Source organism: Lachnoclostridium edouardi (assembly GCF_900240245.1).
Taxonomy (GTDB): domain Bacteria; phylum Bacillota; class Clostridia; order Lachnospirales; family Lachnospiraceae; genus Lachnoclostridium_A; species Lachnoclostridium_A edouardi.
Window position 1 is genome coordinate 3,053,026 of the sequence record NZ_OESQ01000001.1, and the last position, 13,596, is coordinate 3,066,621.

A 13,596-nucleotide genomic window follows, 5' to 3' on the forward strand; every position below is an offset into this window, starting at 1 on the left:
GGTTTAGAAGGACTGCTAGCGGCAGTCCTTCTGTGTTTGTTATTATAGTTTATAATTAAAAATGGTGTTTATTTGAGTTTCAGATAGAAAGTAATTCGTTAAAGGAAGATGAAATTTATCAGCTAGGTCATTTATAAAAGTACAATCCCTTGTGGTGTTTATATATTTATGTTCGCCTTTTGTTACCCTGAAATCTTTAATGAATCTAAATATATCTGAAGTTGAATATTTTTCATCCAGTATCTTAAATTGAAAAATCCTCTCTAAGAGAACTGTTAAATAGCAAATCAAAAAGTGGCCTTTAATCGTATTTTCTTTTTGAAGAAATACCGGCCGTGCATCCAGGTCTGATTTCATAATCTTAAAGGATTCTTCAATTCTCCACAGATTATGGTAAGTACAGTAAATATCCTGATCTGTCATCTGGGTTTCGGATGTGACCAGAAGATTGTATCCGGCAAGTTCGAGGTCCTTATCGATGGCAGCCTGATTAATCCTTGTTTTTGCTTTATTTCCTGTTTTATCTGTGAAATCCACATATTTTCCTGCTTCTCCAAAGTCATTCCTTTTGGCTTGTGACAGGGTAAGTGCTTTTGCTTTTTCTACAAGGCGGTTTATTTCATATCTTTTTTTTGCAGCAAGGGAAGGATTGTAGGTAACCAGGCGTTTCTCTGTAAGCATAATGGTCTGTTTTTTTCCGTTATACTCTATGGAATAAGGAAAAGTATCAATACAGCTTTTATAGCGGTATAAAAGTTTTCCGCTTTTATCTTTGACATCTTTGTAATCCTGTTCTAATAATACCCAGGTTTTTTCTGTCGAAGGCAAGGTTTTTACAGATTTTGAAAACAGATAACCATCTCCATTCTGTTTTGAAAACGCAATGTTTTGTGCACAATTAAGTCCTTTGTCTGCGACATGGATGGTTTTTCCCATGATATTGTTCCTATTTTTAAGTCCATCAATCACATCACGTAGAATGGGTTTTTCTGACTCATTTCCCGGATACATCTTCATACCGACCGGAATCTGGTTCCGATCCAAAAGGAGCCCAAGACCGATGATGGGTTCCTTTTTGTTTTCTTTGCTCGGTCCTTTTTTTCTGAAATCATCCTCCCTGTCTATTTCAAAATAGAAATTCGTACAATCAAAGTAAGAGTTTGAAGTATCCAGTCCATAAACAGCCGCAGTTTGTACAGTAAAGATCTCGATAAACTTTTCATAGTTTTCTCCCAAAAAGGCAAGACCATCAAGAAGCTGATCATAGGAATAATGCGACGAATGGTACAGATTGGGAAGCACATCGTGGAATGTCCTGTTTTTACTGCATGGGCATACACCTCTTGCGTAGACTAATGTAGAAATCAATTCATAAAGATCGAACTGAAAATCATATGTAAGATGAAAATAATTCACATACTTTTGGATTTTTAATTTCTCAAGGATTGCTTTCAGTGGAAAGTATCCAAGATAAAGAGTTGGAGAAATGTCAGAAATTTTGCGGACACCTTCTTCTTTTCGTTGCTGGTTTAAGAGAGCTACTTCTTGTTGGTAAAAAGAGATTGGATCTTCCATGCCGTTCTTTTTCAGTGTTTCTACAGAGCCAAGGGATTTGTAGCATTTGTGAGCTGCCCCCTTTTTTTCCTGATTATAAAAACTGTCATAAATCGCAAGATAAGTTCTGCCTTTTAAAGTTGTCTTTTTTAAAAAATATGCCATAGAATCCCTCCTCAAAAAGATAGCACCACTAACACTATTAGTATATCGCAAAAAAAGAATTTTGAAAAGTTTTTTTGCAATAAAAAAAGCCTTATTTAAAGGCATTTGTGAGGCTTCAGAGCAGAAAATACTCCTAAAGATTTCTAGTGCTAACTTCTAAAGACGGGNAACACTATTAGTATATCGCAAAAAAAGAATTTTGAAAAGTTTTTTTGCAATAAAAAAAGCCTTATTTAAAGGCATTTGTGAGGCTTCAGAGCAGAAAATACTCCTAAAGATTTCTAGTGCTAACTTCTAAAGACGGGTATCTGGAACCCTATATCTGGACACATATGACGAAACAAATACCAGTATGATGTATACATTTAAGAAAAAGTAATAATTTTCAAAAATAGTTGAAAAATTACTGAAATAGAGGTTGATATTTTTTAAGAAATCAAATATAGTATAAGGTAAGGTATGAAACAGTGGAAAACTGCTGACAGATATAGAAGAAAGGGAAGTTAAAGGAGGATATTTTCTTGTTAGAGATTAAGATAAATGACGCTGAAAATGCGGCCAGAATTATAGTTATTGGTGTAGGCGGAGCCGGAAATAATGCGGTAAACCGTATGATTGATGAGAATATTGCAGGTGTTGAATTTATTGGAATTAACACGGACAAGCAGGCGCTGCAGTTTTGCAAGGCGCCTACTGCTATGCAGATAGGTGAAAAGCTGACAAAGGGACTGGGAGCGGGAGCTAAGCCTGAGATCGGGGAAAAGGCTGCTGAGGAAAGTTCTGAAGAGCTGGCACAGGCTATGAAGGGCGCTGATATGGTGTTCGTTACCTGTGGTATGGGCGGCGGTACAGGTACCGGCGCTGCTCCTGTTGTAGCTAAAATTGCAAAAGATATGGGTATCCTCACTGTAGGCGTTGTGACAAAGCCTTTCCGCTTTGAAGCTAAAACAAGAATGACAAACGCTCTTCAGGGTATTGAGCATCTGAAGGAGAGCGTGGACACTTTAATTGTAATTCCCAACGATAAGCTGTTAGAGATTGTAGATAGAAGAACAACTATGCCGGAAGCTTTGAAAAAAGCGGACGAGGTGCTGCAGCAGGCAGTACAGGGCATCACAGACCTGATTAATGTTCCAGGTCTTATTAACCTGGACTTTGCAGATGTTCAGACTGTTATGACAGACAAGGGCATCGCTCATATTGGTATTGGAAAAGCCAAGGGCGACGAGAAAGCAAAAGAGGCAGTGGAGCAGGCTGTATCCAGTCCTCTGCTTGAGACTACCATTGAAGGCGCAAGCCATGTTATTATTAACATTTCCGGCGATATCAGCCTGATTGAGGCAAATGAGGCTGCCAGCTATGTTCAGGAACTGGCAGGCGATGACGCCAATATTATTTTTGGTGCTATGTACGATGAAAATGCTCAGGATGAGGCTACAATTACTGTGATCGCCACAGGCCTTACAGATAAGACATTAAGCAATACTCCTGTGGCTAAGGCTATGAAGGATTTCAGCAATCCTTACAAGTCTAAGCCAGTACAGAAGACACCTGTGACTCCATCCTCTGAGGCTGCGGCTACAGCTCCTTCTGCAGCTCCGGCTCCATCTGCAGCACGTCCTGCAGGGACAGGCTACACAGGAGGTCAGAGCTACAGACCGTCTTATGGACAGAATCAGCAGGCAGGCTCCGGCGCAGGACAGAATTCCTCATATAATCCAGGTGTAAGACAAAGAACACCAGGCGCAGGAGCAAGCTCCAGTAACCTGAATATTCCGGACTTCTTAAAGAACAGAAATAAATAATCTTATTTTAAAAAGTTTATACAAACATGAAAAAGCGCTGCGAAAGGTATGATTAAAACTTCCGCGCAGCGCTTTTTGTAGTGTCAGAAGACTAAATAGTCACTGAAATTTTATATTTTCTCATCCAATAGTCTAACTGTATCATATAAGCGATCATCTGAGGCGCAGCCATCAGCTGGCCGTACCATGGTCTTCCGTAATCAGACGGTTTTTTTAGGAAACGGTCTGTTTTCTCTTTGTCTAAGAAGGCGTGAAGCGGAGAAGATGTATCACATAAAATTTCCCGGAGACGGGAAGCCAACAGGGCTTCATAACTTAAATCATAAGTCTTGGGGTAAGGAGATTTTCTCCTCCACAAAATATCATCAGGAAGTAAACCGGCTGCTGAATCCCTTAAAAGCCCTTTTACAATTCCTTCTCTGGCCTTCATATCCCAGGGAACATTCCAAAGGTATTCCACAATTCTGTAGTCGGCAAACGGGACTCTGGCCGCCAGCCCGGTTTGAGAGCCGGCTCTGTCCATACGGTTTAACAAAGTCTGCATAAACCATTTTAAATTCAGGAAAGCAATCTGGCGGCGTCTGGCATCGGCGGAGGATTCTCCTTCCAGCGCCGGCACCTGAGCTAAGGAAGCTTCGTAGGTTTGAGCGGCATAGTCTTCCATATTTAAACTGTGGGCAAAATCATCTGATAATAAAACTTTTCTGGCTTCCAGGTCAGAACTCCACGGGAAGGCGTGAACCGCCATCATAGATTCCTTGTGAAACCAGGGATAACCGCCGAATATTTCATCAGCACATTCTCCTGTTAAAGCAATCTGGTGATTTTTTGTTACCTGAGAGCAAAAGCACTGAAGAGAAGAGTCCACGTCCCCCATATTAGGCAGATCATGTGCGTCTACAGAGCTGTAAAGTAAATCTGCCTGGCCTTCTGTGGTGCACTCCAGAAAATGGTGGTCGCTGTCTAAGTAGGCAACCATTTTTTCTACAAATGGTTTGTCAAGAGACGGCTGGAAGGCGTTGGCTTTAAAATGTTTTTCGCTATCCTTGAAATCAAAAGAATATGTGGTCAGCTGTTTGTTCTGCTTTTTCAGCTCCCTGGCGCAGATAGAGGAAACCAGGCTGGAGTCAATGCCGCCGGACAAGAAAGAGCACATGGATTTGCCGCCGGACATCTGCCTTTTCACAGCATCCTGAATTAAAAAACTTGTTTTTTCTACAGTTTCTACATAGCTGTCTTTGTGAGGGCGGCTTTCCAGCTTCCAATAACAGCTGGTGTTAATACCTTCCGGGGACATGTAGACCATACAGCCGGGAAGAACCTCTTTAAAATCCTTGAAAATTCCGCAGCCTGGCGTTCTGGCCGGCCCTATAGTAAATACCTGATTCAGTCCGTCCAGATCTAGCGCCGGCTGAATGCCTGGATAGGCTAAAATTCCTTTTGGCTCTGAGGCAAAAATCAATGTGCCGTCGGCCACTGTGTAGAATAAAGGCTTAACTCCCAGACGGTCTCTAATGAGAAACAAGGTGTTTTTCTCCCTGTCAAATAGGGCTGCCCCGAAAACTCCGTTTACATTTTGAATGAAATCCGGGCCAAATTTATAAAAGCCTTCTGCCAGGATGTCGGCCTCAGACAAGGCGTCATATGACTGGGACAGATCACCTTTCACCAATGTTTCCAGCTCTTCTTTATTGTAAAGTTCTCCGTCAAAAGCTAAAGCTAAAAGCCTGTTTTCTGTGGATATCCGGGCAGATCCGTATAATGTTTCCTTTTTAGACGGGGAAAAGGCGGTGCGGACCATGCCGCAGTGATTGGTGAGAAAGGCACCTGTGCCGTCTGGCCCTCTTTTGGAAAGAGTTTTTCCCATATCCTCCAGTAAATTCTCATAGTACTCCTGAAAAGCTAAATAATTTTCCTCCGGGTGAAAAAATCCTGCAATTCCAGACATAAAAAACATCTCCTTTGATTTTAATTTATATAATAAAGCAAGCTACAAGGAAGGCCGCGCCAAAGCCTATAAATACAGGCAGCAGATTCTTTCTGGCCAGATCTAAGGGGCTTACGTTGCAAATAGCGGCCACGGGAATTAATCCCCAGGGCACAATGGTTCCCCCTCCCACGAAGATGGCTGTAATCTGTCCTAAGGCGGCCAGCACAGGGACGGAGGCGCCTGTAGCGGCTCCAAAGGTGTGAGCCAGGGCTCCTGTAAGGGGAAGGCCTGAGAAGCCAGAGCCGTCCAGACCTGTAAGGCCTCCTACAATCATCTGGAAAAATGCAGCCATGTGTTTTGTAAGAGGAGCGTGGCCTGCCAGCCATAAGGCCCAGTCATTCATAATGCCTCCTGAGAAATCCGTGCCCATAATCTGTCCGATTCCTTCTCCGCCCAGGAAGAAAAATGCTCCGATAATAATTACAGGGGCGAAAATACGGATGGCGAAAAGAAATCCATCAGTGACATAGTCAGTGACTTTTTCCAAAGATTTTTTCTTAAAGCCCAGAATCGCTCCTATACACATAAGAAGTACTGCCGTGCCTGAAACAAGGCTGGTAGCTTCCCCTCCGTTTAACTGGAAAAATACCATAAAGAAAATATCTGCCAGAAAGGCGACTGGAGTGAGAACAGCTAAAATGAAAGCGGCCTTTTTGTTTTTTATAAGGCTGGATTCAGATACTTCCCGGTGGGCAATAGTCACCGGAACAGAACCGGAAATGGAGCGGTAATTTAAAAGAAATGCGGAAATTACTGTAACTGCTCCCATGGTCCAGAATATAGGGCCTCCCTGGTGAAGAACCTGACTTGTAGTGACTCCTGCCGCAGAGGCAGAAATTGCCGGAGCACCCTGAATTACCAGGTCATAGCTAAGAGCGATGCCGTGTCCAAACAGGTTCATAGCCATGGCTGCCATAAGAGGGCTTAAACCTGTTCTTACGGCAAATGGAAGCATAATCGCTCCAACTAAGGCAACAGAGGGGGAGGGCCAGAGAAAGAAGGAAAATAAAAGCATTGTCAGGCCAAGAAGCCACCAGGTCACTGACGGAGACTTCATAACCTTTCTCATAGGCGTCATAAGAAGATAGTCGCTGCCTAAATCTGAAAGGCATTTTGACAAGGCGGTGACTAAGGCGATTGTGGCGATAATCTCCATGAATTGTGTCGCTGCATAAAGTATAGATTTAAAAATAACCTGAATTCCTCCAGTAATGGTACCAAGGCCTACAAATCCTAATAGAAAAAGGAAGCCAATACATACGGCCGGGGTATCCTTTCTGAGAATCATAACTGTCAGAATTACAATCACGCCTATGAGATACAGGTAATGCATAGGGGTGAGAAGAAGCGCTGTTTCCGGCATGGGAAATCCTCCTAAAGAATAAGATATATGTTATATATATGACAGAAATAGAAGATGCGCCTGCAAATTGGGAAAACATTCTGTCTGGACACTGTCCGGGACAAGGTGCTATAATGGGACTATCGCGAAAAAATCAGTGTATACAAGGCGGCAGCAGAAATGGAAAATAAAGAGGATAATAAAATGAAAAACAAGGAACATGTGCTGGTCAGCGCCTGCCTGTTAGGTATGTTCTGCCGCTATGACGGCAGGGAAAAGAAAAATCTGGAGGCGGAAAGCATGAGGCATATATGTCATCTGATTCCTGTATGTCCAGAACAGGCGGGAGGCATGGGAACCCCCAGAATGCCCTCAGAGCGAAAAGGGGAGCAGGTAGTTAACAAGGCGGGAGAAGACGTAACATGTTTTTATAAAAAAGGGGCGATGGAGGCGTTAAAGCTGGCAAAGCTTTTTGACTGTAAATATGCTCTTTTAAAAGAAAGAAGCCCTTCCTGCGGCTGCAATGGAATTTATGACGGAACATTTACCGGCGCTCTCACAGAAGGGCAGGGAGTGACGGCAGAATTATTGATAAAACAGGGCGTCCAGGTATTTGGGGAAAGCCAGATAAAAGAGCTGAAAGAAATTTTAGAAAATGGTTAATATACAGGAGGAAAAAACCATGAAAAGTACAAAGATTACAAGAGAGCAGGCTTTACAGCTGCTGAAAAAATATAACAAGGAGCCTTTCCACATTCTCCACGGATTGACTGTAGAGGGAGTGATGAGATGGTATGCAAAAGAGCTGGGCTATGGGGACGAGGAAGAATTCTGGGCAATGGCAGGACTTCTCCACGATGTAGATTTTGAGGTTTATCCAGAGGAGCACTGCAAAAAGGCGCCGGAGCTGTTAGAGGAGATTCAGGCGGAGGAGGATTTAGTGCACGCTGTGTGCAGCCACGGCTTTGGTCTTTGCAGTGACGTGGAGCCTGAACATGAAATGGAAAAGGTGCTGTTTGCAGCAGACGAATTAACAGGCCTGATCGGCGCGGCTGTGCGTATGCGCCCGTCTAAAAGCGCAGAGGATTTGGAAGTATCCAGCTTAAAGAAAAAGTTTAAGGACAAACGATTTGCTGCCGGCTGCTCCAGAGATGTTATAAAAACAGGGGCTGAAAGACTGGGATGGACCTTAGAGGAGCTGATGGATAAAACTATTTTAGGTATGCGTTCCTGTGAAAAACAGATTAATGAAGAAATGGAAAAAATGTAGTTGCAGAGCGGACAAATGTCCTTATATAATGGAAAAATATTGACATGGCAGGGAAAATAAGATATTATTTCCCTTAAAATGCCTGAGAAATGTAAATCTGTGCAGGCAGATATTGAGGAGAGAATCATTATGAAAACGGTTGTAAAATTTGGAGGAAGCTCTCTGGCCAGCGCCAGACAGTTTAAAAAAGTAGGAGACATTATCCGCAGCGATAAAAGCAGACGTTACGTAATTCCGTCGGCCCCTGGAAAGAGAAATGATAAGGACGAAAAAGTCACAGATATGCTGTATCAGTGCTATGACGCTGCGTCTCAGGGTAGAAGCTACAAGAAGATTCTGGAAAAAATTATTGCCAGATATCAGGAAATTATTGACGGATTAGATTTAAATTTAAATATGGACCATGAGTTCCAGAGAATTGAAGAAGATTTTCTGGCAAAAAAAGGCAGAGATTATGCTGCGTCCAGAGGAGAATATTTAAATGGAATGGTAATGGCAAATTACCTGGGCTATGAGTTTATTGATGCAGCAGAAGTGATTTTCTTTGACGAAAACGGCAGCTTTCTGGCGGAGGCTACTAATACAGAGCTGGCGGAGCGCCTTGCAACTGCAGATAAGGCAGTAATCCCGGGATTTTACGGGTCAGCTCCAGACGGAAGCATCCGCACATTTTCCAGAGGCGGCTCCGACGTAACAGGCTCCATTGTAGCCAGAGCGATTCACGCAGATCTTTATGAAAACTGGACGGACGTATCAGGATTTTTAGTGGCGGACCCAAGAATTGTGCCGGACCCTCAGGTAATTGAGACAATTACATATAAAGAACTGAGAGAACTTTCCTATATGGGCGCCAGCGTACTTCACGAGGACGCTATTTTCCCCGTAAGGGAAGAGGGAATTCCAATCCATATCCGCAACACCAACAAGCCGGAGGATAAGGGCACATTAATTGTTGAAAATACATGCAGAAAACCAAGATACACAGTTACGGGAATTGCGGGAAAGAAAGGATTTTGTTCTGTATTTATTGAAAAAGCCATGATGAACGGGGAAGTAGGATTTGGCCGTAAGGTGCTGGAGGTATTTGAAAAACAGGGAATTTCCTTTGAACATATGCCTTCAGGCATTGACACCATGACAGTGTTTGTTCATCAGACAGAATTTATTCAGCATGAGCAGTCTGTAATTTCAGGAATCCACAGAGCAGTGCAGCCGGATTTAATTGACTTAGAGTCCGATATGGCTTTGATTGCAGTGGTGGGAAGAGGAATGAAGGGAAACAGAGGAACTGCAGCCAGAATTTTTGCAGCCTTGTCCCACGCCAGAATTAATATTAAAATGATTGACCAGGGCTCCAGTGAAACCAACATTATTGTAGGTGTAAAAAATGATGATTTTGAAAGAGCAATTAAGGCTGTTTACGATATTTTCATCACTGCAGAGCTGTAAAAGAAAAGGTGACAAATGGGGAAGATAATCATAGTGGGAGGAGGAGCGGCCGGAATGGCCGCTGCTGTCAGCGGAGCAAAAAACGGACACCAGGTTCACATTTATGAAAAAAATGAAAAGCTGGGAAAAAAAATTTACATTACGGGAAAAGGCCGGTGTAATGTTACTAACGCCTGCGACATAGAAGATTTATTTGCCAATATGGTGACAAACGGAAAATTTATGTACAGCAGCTTTTACGGGTTTACGAACCAGGATGTTATGAAGCTTTTGGAGGATGCCGGCTGTCCCTTAAAAATAGAGCGGGGGAACAGAGTATTTCCAGTATCTGACAAGGCCTCTGATGTAACGGCTGCATTTTCCAGGCTGCTTCGCGGCTTGAATGTGGAAATTCACTACAGGCAGGAAGTGAAGGCTTTGCTTTTAGAGGACGGGGCCTGCAGGGGAATTGTAACTGGAGACAGAAAAAAAGTGAGGGCTGACAGCGTGCTGATTGCTACTGGTGGTCTATCTTATCCCACCACCGGCTCTACAGGGGATGGATACAAAATGGCTGCGGAGGCAGGGCACAAAATAACAGAATGCTTCCCGGCTCTTGTGCCCTTCCAGGTGAAGGAGCAGGATGTGGCTATGCTTCAGGGACTGGCTCTGAAAAACATAGGCGTAAAAATATTAAAAGGCTCCAAGGTGTTGTATGAGGACTTTGGGGAGATGCTGTTTACTCATTTCGGCGTCAGCGGGCCGGTGTTAATCAGCGCCAGCAGCTATGTTGGCAAACAGCTGAGAAAAGGGCCCTTGGAGCTGTCTGTGGACATGAAGCCGGCTTTGACAAAAGAACAGCTGGACGCCAGACTTTTAAGAGAATTTAGCCAGCTGTTAAATAAGCAGTTTAAAAATTCTTTAGGTAGTTTATTCCCGTCTAAGCTAATTCCTGTTATTATCAGCCGCTGTGGAATTTCTCCTGAAAAACAGGTAAACGAAATTACGAAAGAAGAGAGAAGGCAGCTGGCGGAAGTCACCAAAGATTTCCGGCTGACTTTGACCGGACTGCGGGGCTACAGCGAGGCCATTGTCACTCAGGGAGGAGTATCTGTAAAAGAAGTAAATCCTTCCACTATGGAATCCAAGCGGATGCCAGGGCTTTATTTTGCCGGGGAGGTGCTGGATATAGACGGAGTGACCGGCGGCTTTAACCTGCAGATTGCCTGGTCCACCGGTTGGCTGGCAGGAATGCATATGGGACAAGGAGGATGAAATGGGAAAGACCTACAATATTGCTATTGACGGGCCTGCGGGAGCCGGAAAAAGCACAATAGCGAAAAAGGTGGCTGAAAAGCTGAATTTTATTTATGTAGATACAGGAGCTATGTACAGGGCAATGGCCTTGTATTTTATAAGACAGGGAATTAACAGAGAAAACGAAAAGGAAGTTGAGGAAGCCTGCGGACAAATAGAAATCACAATTTCCTATGAAAATCACAGTCAGCAGGTAATTTTAAACGGAGAAAATGTGTCTGAGTTGATCAGGAGAGAGGAGGTTGGAAATATGGCTTCTGCAGTTTCCGTATATAAATCTGTCAGGGACAAGCTGCTTTTGCTTCAGAGGGATTTGGCGGCAAAAGAAAATGTGATTATGGACGGAAGAGACATTGGAACATGGGTGCTCCCCTGGGCGGACACAAAGATTTATTTAACTGCTGGGAGCAAGGTGAGGGCAGAGAGAAGATATAAAGAATTGGAAGAAAAAGGAATTTCCTGTAATATAGAAGAAATTGAAAAAGATATTATAGAAAGAGACCGCCGGGATATGACCAGGGAAATTGCTCCCCTGCGCCAGGCAGATGACGCTGTTTTAGTAGACGCCTCCCACATGACCATTGAGGAGGTGGCTGACAGAATTATGGAAATTGCCGCGGATCACGGTCTGGAGGTGAAAAAGGCGTGAGTATTACAGTCGCCAAAACAGCAGGCTTTTGCTTCGGAGTGAAAAAGGCAGTGGAAACTGTATACAGTGAGATTGAAAAGGCTAAAGGTCCTATTTACACATACGGCCCTATTATTCACAATGAAGAAGTAGTAAAAGATCTGGAGAAAAAAGGGGTTTTAGTGCTGGAGACGGAGGAGGAGCTGGCTCAGCTGACAAAAGGGACGGTGATTATCAGATCCCACGGAGTCGGCCGTCATATTTACCAGCTTTTAGATAAGCCTGGAATCTGTTTAGTAGACGCCACCTGCCCCTTTGTAAAAAAAATTCATCATATTGTGGAGGAGCAGAATTCCCTGGGAAGAAGGGTGATTATTATTGGCAATGAAAATCATCCGGAGGTACAGGGAATTAAAGGCTGGGGACGGGACGACACCCTGGTAGTAGATTCTCAGGAAGCCATAGATGCCCTGCCTTTAAAAGAAGAGGAAAAACTCTGTATTGTATCCCAGACGACATTTAATTACAATAAATTTAAAGATTTAGTTGAAAAATTTTTGAAAAAGCGTTATGATATACTTGTTTTAAATACGATTTGCAATGCAACACAGGAAAGACAGGTGGAGGCAAGGAAGCTTGCTTCAAAAGTGGACGCCATGATTGTTATAGGCGGCAAAAATAGTTCTAATACCCAGAAGCTTTACGACATTTGCCGGAAGGAATGTAAGAATACGTACTATATTCAGACACTGGGCGATTTCGATCCTGAATGTTTAAATTCTGTGCGCAACGTAGGTATAACAGCGGGGGCGTCTACCCCCAATTATATTATTGAGGAGGTTCATACTGTTATGTCAGAATTGAGTTTTGAACAAATGTTAGAGGAATCATTAAAAACAATACGTTCAGGAGAAGTTGTCACTGGCAAAGTCATTGATGTGAAGGATGATGAAATTGTTTTAAACATTGGCTATAAATCTGATGGAATCATTACCCGCAGCGAGTATACAACAGATTCCAACGCAGACCTTACAAAGCTGGTATCTGTGGGAGACGAGATGGAAGCTAAGGTTGTTAAAGTAAACGACGGCGAAGGCCAGGTAGCTTTATCCTACAGAAGATTAGCTGCAGAAAAGGGCAATAAGAGATTAGAGGAAGCTTTCGAGAACCAGGAAGTTTTGACTGCAAAAGTGGCTCAGGTTCTGGACGGAGGTTTAAGCGTAATTGTAGAGGAGACAAGAATCTTTATCCCAGCAAGCCTTGTATCCGACACATACGAAAGAGACTTGTCCAAATACAAAGATCAGGAGATTGAGTTTGTTATTACAGAGTTCAATCCTAAGAGAAGAAGAATTATCGGCGACCGCAGACAGCTTCTGGTAGCCAAGAAGGCAGAGATGCAGAAGGCTTTATTTGAGAAGATTGCAGTAGGCGATACAGTAGAAGGCACAGTAAAGAACGTAACTGATTTCGGCGCGTTTGTAGACTTAGGAGGAGCTGACGGTCTGCTTCACATCTCTGAGATGAGCTGGGGCAGAGTGGAGAATCCTAAGAAGGTATTCAAAAGCGGAGATCAGATTAAGACTTTAATTAAAGATATTAACGGCGACAAGATCGCTCTCAGCTTAAAGTTCCCTGAGACTAATCCATGGGCAAATGCAGCTGAGAAATATGCAGCAGGCAATGTAGTAGAGGGAAAGGTTGCACGTATGACTGATTTTGGCGCATTTGTAGAGCTGGAGCCAGGAGTGGACGCGCTTCTTCACGTATCTCAGATTTCCAGAGACCACGTAGACAAGCCATCTGACGTTCTTTCTATCGGACAGGAGATTCAGGCGTCTGTAGTAGACTTTAACGAAGCTGACAGAAAGATCAGCCTGAGCATGAAAGCATTAGAAGCTCCTCAGAGAGAAGAGGACGATATTGCTGACGTAGATGTGGACGCAGCTGCTGAAGAATAAAATAGTAATAAAAAGTGTAAGGACCTTTTGGAGTTTAAGCTTCAAAAGGTCCTTTTTTCTCAATAACAGTATTTTGATAATCGTTCTCAATAGCTCTATTGATTTTTGGAAAAGTTTTTGATATTTTATACATAAG

Annotated in this window: 10 protein-coding genes; 7 read left to right on the top strand and 3 right to left on the bottom strand. The window is 43.2% G+C overall.

The window, feature by feature from the left end:
- Positions 1-42: 42 nt before the first annotated feature.
- Positions 43-1,719: an IS1634 family transposase gene (locus tag C1A07_RS14660; protein WP_101875548.1), complete on the bottom strand. Its 1,677-nt coding sequence runs from the start codon at positions 1,717-1,719 to the stop codon at positions 43-45.
- A gap of 521 nt (positions 1,720-2,240) precedes the next feature.
- Here C1A07_RS14660 and ftsZ point away from each other — a divergent pair.
- Positions 2,241-3,524 carry a cell division protein FtsZ gene (ftsZ, locus tag C1A07_RS14665; RefSeq protein WP_101877750.1) on the top strand — a complete coding sequence of 428 codons (1,284 nt, stop codon included), beginning with the start codon at positions 2,241-2,243 and terminating at the stop codon, positions 3,522-3,524.
- 91 nt (positions 3,525-3,615) lie between these two features.
- Here ftsZ and asnB read toward each other — a convergent pair whose 3' ends face one another.
- Positions 3,616-5,472: an asparagine synthase (glutamine-hydrolyzing) gene (gene asnB / locus C1A07_RS14670; protein WP_101877751.1), complete on the bottom strand. Its 1,857-nt coding sequence runs from the start codon at positions 5,470-5,472 to the stop codon at positions 3,616-3,618.
- 25 nt (positions 5,473-5,497) lie between these two features.
- Positions 5,498-6,877: a citrate transporter gene (locus C1A07_RS14675; RefSeq protein ID WP_101877752.1), complete on the bottom strand. Its 1,380-nt coding sequence runs from the start codon at positions 6,875-6,877 to the stop codon at positions 5,498-5,500.
- Between the two features lie 159 nt (positions 6,878-7,036).
- On the opposite strand from C1A07_RS14675, the gene C1A07_RS14680 reads away from it, so the two are divergent.
- The 6 genes from C1A07_RS14680 to C1A07_RS14705 all read left to right on the top strand — a co-directional run bounded on the left by C1A07_RS14680 (position 7,037) and on the right by C1A07_RS14705 (position 13,460).
- Positions 7,037-7,519 (top strand): DUF523 domain-containing protein, encoded by a 483-nt coding sequence (locus C1A07_RS14680; protein WP_242972331.1) that lies wholly within the window; start codon positions 7,037-7,039, stop codon positions 7,517-7,519.
- A 19-nt stretch (positions 7,520-7,538) separates the two neighbouring features.
- Positions 7,539-8,126: an HD domain-containing protein gene (locus C1A07_RS14685; protein ID WP_101877753.1), complete on the top strand. Its 588-nt coding sequence runs from the start codon at positions 7,539-7,541 to the stop codon at positions 8,124-8,126.
- 129 nt (positions 8,127-8,255) lie between these two features.
- The gene (locus tag C1A07_RS14690) at positions 8,256-9,575 is read left to right on the top strand and encodes an aspartate kinase (protein WP_101877754.1); all 1,320 of its coding nucleotides are present in this window, start codon (positions 8,256-8,258) and stop codon (positions 9,573-9,575) included.
- Positions 9,576-9,590: 15 nt separating this feature from the next.
- Entirely contained in the window at positions 9,591-10,829 is a 1,239-nt protein-coding gene (locus C1A07_RS14695; RefSeq protein ID WP_101877755.1) for a BaiN/RdsA family NAD(P)/FAD-dependent oxidoreductase, read from the top strand.
- Position 10,830: 1 nt separating this feature from the next.
- Positions 10,831-11,520, top strand: a complete 690-nt coding sequence (gene cmk, locus C1A07_RS14700; protein ID WP_101877756.1) for a (d)CMP kinase — start codon at positions 10,831-10,833, stop codon at positions 11,518-11,520.
- The gene (locus tag C1A07_RS14705; RefSeq protein WP_101877757.1) at positions 11,517-13,460 is read left to right on the top strand and encodes a bifunctional 4-hydroxy-3-methylbut-2-enyl diphosphate reductase/30S ribosomal protein S1; all 1,944 of its coding nucleotides are present in this window, start codon (positions 11,517-11,519) and stop codon (positions 13,458-13,460) included. The genes cmk and C1A07_RS14705 overlap by 4 nt, the downstream gene beginning before the upstream one ends.
- The last annotated feature ends 136 nt before the right edge of the window (positions 13,461-13,596 follow it).